Raw genomic sequence first — 3,806 nt, 5'->3', positions numbered from 1 at the left:
GCCAGCTTCTTTTTTTTTTATCCCCCCGCCGCCGCCCCGCCCCCCGCCCCCCCCGCCGCCGGGGCCGAGCCCCCCCGGCCCGGCGCCGCGGGCCGGGGGGGGGCGGTCCTCCGGGGCCGTCCCGGCGGTGAGCAGCTCCAGGTGCAGCCGCCGCAGTTCCGGGCTCGGGTCGAGGCCCAGCTCCTCCGCGAGCCGGGTGGTGAACCGCCGGTGCGCGCTCAGCGCGTCGGCCGTGCGCCCGGAGGCGTGCAGCGCCCGCATCAGCTGTCCGACGAAGCGCTCCCGCAGCGGATGGTCGGCGACCAGCGCGGTGAGTTCGGGGATGCTCGCCCGGTGCCGGCCGAGCGCGGCCTCCAGATCGAGGCAGTCCTCCCAGGCGGTGAGCCGGAGCTCCTCCAGCGGTACGGCGCCCGCCGCGACCGCCTGGCCCGCCAGCCCGTCGAGCACCGGCCCGCGCCAGAGCGCGAGGGCCTCGCGCAGGTCCGCCGCCGCGGCGGCCGGCTGCCCGGCGGCGGCCGTGCGGCGGGAACGGTCCACCGCGTCGGCGAAGTCCCGGGCGTCCACCCGGTGGCCGTCGAGCAGGATCCGGTAGCCGCGCCCGTCGGTCTGCAGCGCGGGTGGCCCGGCCGGGTCGGCCTTGCGGAAGCCGCGGCGCAGCAGCCCCGCCAGGTTGCGGACCTGACGGTCCGCGGTGGCCGGCGGCCGCTCGTCCCAGACCGCGTCCACCAGCCGGGCCACCGGGACGGCGCCGCCCGCGTTCAGCAGCAGGGCGGCGAGCAGCCGCTCCTGGCGCACGCCGCCCAGCCGGACCCGCTCGCCCCCGCCGGTCCGGACTTCCAGCGGTCCCAGAATCGCGAACTCCATGCGCTGCCCCTCCCCAGGGTCCTGCACACCGCTGTCGGACCGTCGCGTTTGGTGACGAACTGATGACCAGATCATGCCAGAATCGTGCGCGCGGTTGAGAGGGTCGGTGTGTGCCGGCCCCGCAGGGGAACGGCGTTGCGATCACCCCCGCCCCGGAGTTCCCTGGAGGAACCACCCATGAACCGCTTCAAGCGCCTCGCCGCCGTCGCGGCCGCGACCGCCGTGGCCGCCCTCGCCCCGCTGACCGCCGCCCCGTCCGCCCAGGCCGCCACCACGGCCAACCACCCGGGGATGACCTGGGAGGTCCTCAACTACGGTGCGGGCTTCGCCATCCAGGTCGGCGGTCCCGGCGGCACCGCCAGCGACGCGTACCACGGCGACACCCCGGCCTGGAACTCGCTGCCGGTGCTCTGCCTCAACCAGGACTTCCGCCCCGCCCCGCCCGGGATCGTCCTCGGCTTCTACAACGGCTGGGCCCTGGGCGAGGTGGAGATCAGCCGCCCCGTGAAGGGGACAGAGCTGACCAGCCCCGAGGCGGCCAACGCCGTCTGCCGCGGGCAGTTCGGCCGCACCTGGCGGCAGGCGGAGTTCCACGACGGGCACTACGGCGACAACTACGCGTGGACCGGCGGCTGGACCTTCTGGGCCAACGGCAACCTGCCGAAGAACGTCCGCTTCTGGGTGAACATCAACGACCAGGCCGCCAATCCCTGGAACAGCTGACCCCCGCACGGCCGGCTCCGCCCGCCTCCGGGCGGGGCCGGCCCGGCCTCCTACCAGACCTCGCCGGCCGCGAGCCAGCGGTCCCGCGCCTCGTGCGCGGCGTCCAGGTGGCCGTCGAGCCGCCAGCGCGCCACGTCGTAGTCCGGCAGGTGGCTCCACGCCTCGGCGGCCGTCAGCAGGTACCGCCACAGCGTGCTGAGCCGCACCATCAGCTCCTCGACCGCGTCGCCGACGGGCCGGGCCTGCGCGTCCCCCTCCGCCGCGCTCTCCGGTTCGGCCTGTGCGGCCGCCTCCGCGACCCGGGCGAGCGCGGCGAGGACCTCCTGCGCACTCACGGTGAGCGCCGCCACGGTCTGCGACAGTGCGGCGCCGACCCGCTCCTCCTCGCCTCCCGGCACGCCGGCCCCCTCGCGCAGCACGACGATCCGCCGGCCGATGAACCCGGCCAGGCCGTCGATGTCCTCCGCGGTGATGTCGGCGGTGTACCGCAACGCGGACCGGTGGATGTCCGTCATACGGGTGTCCCCTCCCTCGGTGGGCCCGGTCCGGCCGATCGCCGGATCCGGCCTTGCAGCCTCGGATATGGCACCCCGGCGGGAGCGGTAAACCTCATCGGGCCCTCCGTCCGGGGCGCACCCGGGCGAACGGGGGCGCACCGGCGGCTCCCGCGGTGGGCGTCGAGGGCCCTCGGCCCGCCCCGTCGGTCAGCGGCCGTCCGGCCGCCGCGGCCCCCCGCGGCGACGGAGCGACTCCACCGTTCCCCGCGCGAGCAGCACCGCGAGGGGGGCGGCCGGCACGCCCTGCGCGGTGGCGGCGACCGGCAGGTGAGGACGGAGCAGGGCGGCGCCCGTCCCGACGAGAAGGACCAGGAAGCCCGTCGGCCAGGCCGCGACCACCCGCCCCGGCCGACGTCCCGGCCGCCCCGGAAGAACCACACCGCGGCGGCCGGCGCCCCGGCCGCCACGAGCGGCACCGTCACCCTCGGGCCGAGCACCCACACCGGCATCCGGGCATCCTCCCAGGGCCGCCCGCGGCCGGTCGTGAGTGCACGTACTCAGGCCGCCGCCCCGGAGCCGCAGGCCGTCCCCTGGCGCGAGCCCGGCCGCACCGATCGGGCGCACCGGTCGGACGCCACGAGTGCCGACGAGCCGTCCGGAGGACCACCTCCAGGCGCTGTTCGACCACGACGACGGCGTCGCGCCGCTTCGCTGAGGCCGCCGGCCCCGGCGATGGCGACGGCGACGGGGGCGCGGCCCGGTGCTCAGGGCCGGGTGAAGGTCATGTGGGTGACGCCGCTCGGGCTGGTGACGGACTCGACGCGGAAGCGCTCCTCCAGGCCTTCGAGTCCGTCCCAGACCCGCTCGCCGCGGCCGAGCAGGATCGGCACCACCGCGAGGTGCAGGTGGTCGACCAGGTCGGCGGCGAGGAAGGCGCGGATGGTCGCGGGCCCGCCGCCGATCCGCACGTCCAGGCCGCCGGCCGCCTCCCGGGCCCGGGCGAGTGCCTCCTGCGGGGAACCGTCGACGAAGTGGAAGGTGGTGCCGCCCTCCATCGCGACGCTCGGCCTGGGGTGATGGGTCATGACGAACACCGGCGTGTGGAACGGCGGGTTCGGCCCCCACCAGCCGTTCCACTCGTGGTCCTGCCACGGGCCGCGCTGCGGGCCGAACTTGTTGCGGCCCATGATCTCCGCGCCGATGCCGTCGCCCCAGGTGCGGGCCATGGCGTCGTCGACGCCGGTGCCGCCGCCCTCCTTGCCCTGCATGGCGTGGAAGGTGCGGGTGGGGAAGAACCAGCGGTGCAGCCGGTCGCCCGCGTGGCCGAACGGGGCCTCCAGGCTCTGGCCCTCGCCCGTGCCGTAGCCGTCGAGCGAGACGGAGAAGTTGTGGACGCGTACCAGGGACACGGGGACACCTCCGGTGGCCGGCGCCGGGGTGGGCCGGGATCGGGGCGACTCTATCCGGGGCCGCCCCGCCACGCTGGTCAGCGCCGCAGCCACCCGGTCAGCGTGTCCCACCAGCCGCGCCGCGGCCCGGGCAGCGGCCCCGCCTCCAGCACCGGTTCCGCCGGCCCCACCCGTTCGACCCGTTCCGGCCGCTCCACCGGCGCCGGGGCGGCGGGCCGCGGGGGGGGGGGCGCCGGCGCCGGGGCCGCCGCCGCCCACCCCCCCCGCCCCCGGGGGGGGGGGGGGGACAGCTCGCGCGCTGGGGCCACGTGGG

Annotated in this window: 4 protein-coding genes; 1 reads left to right on the top strand and 3 read right to left on the bottom strand. The window is 77.2% G+C overall.

The genetic code is table 11. The annotated features are described in order from the left end of the window. A partial coding sequence (locus tag ACFXAM_RS31460) for a BTAD domain-containing putative transcriptional regulator (protein ID WP_380296387.1) occupies window positions 1-864 on the bottom strand: 864 nt, incomplete at its 3' end. 177 nt (window positions 865-1,041) lie between these two features. On the opposite strand from ACFXAM_RS31460, the gene ACFXAM_RS31455 reads away from it, so the two are divergent. Next, window positions 1,042-1,587, top strand: a complete 546-nt coding sequence (locus ACFXAM_RS31455; RefSeq protein ID WP_380296385.1) for a hypothetical protein — start codon at window positions 1,042-1,044, stop codon at window positions 1,585-1,587. A 50-nt stretch (window positions 1,588-1,637) separates the two neighbouring features. Here ACFXAM_RS31455 and ACFXAM_RS31450 read toward each other — a convergent pair whose 3' ends face one another. After that, window positions 1,638-2,102, bottom strand: a complete 465-nt coding sequence (locus tag ACFXAM_RS31450) for a hypothetical protein (RefSeq protein WP_380296383.1) — start codon at window positions 2,100-2,102, stop codon at window positions 1,638-1,640. 746 nt (window positions 2,103-2,848) lie between these two features. Continuing rightward, a complete protein-coding gene (locus ACFXAM_RS31445) occupies window positions 2,849-3,493 on the bottom strand; it encodes a dihydrofolate reductase family protein (RefSeq protein WP_380296382.1) in 645 nt (214 codons plus the stop codon). Window positions 3,494-3,806: the final 313 nt, after the last annotated feature.

The sequence above is a fragment of the Kitasatospora sp. NPDC059462 genome, assembly GCF_042749955.1.
Taxonomy (GTDB): Bacteria; Actinomycetota; Actinomycetes; order Streptomycetales; family Streptomycetaceae; genus Kitasatospora.
The sequence above is the reverse complement of the archived record's forward strand: the minus strand, read 5'-3'. Positions and strand labels throughout refer to the sequence as shown.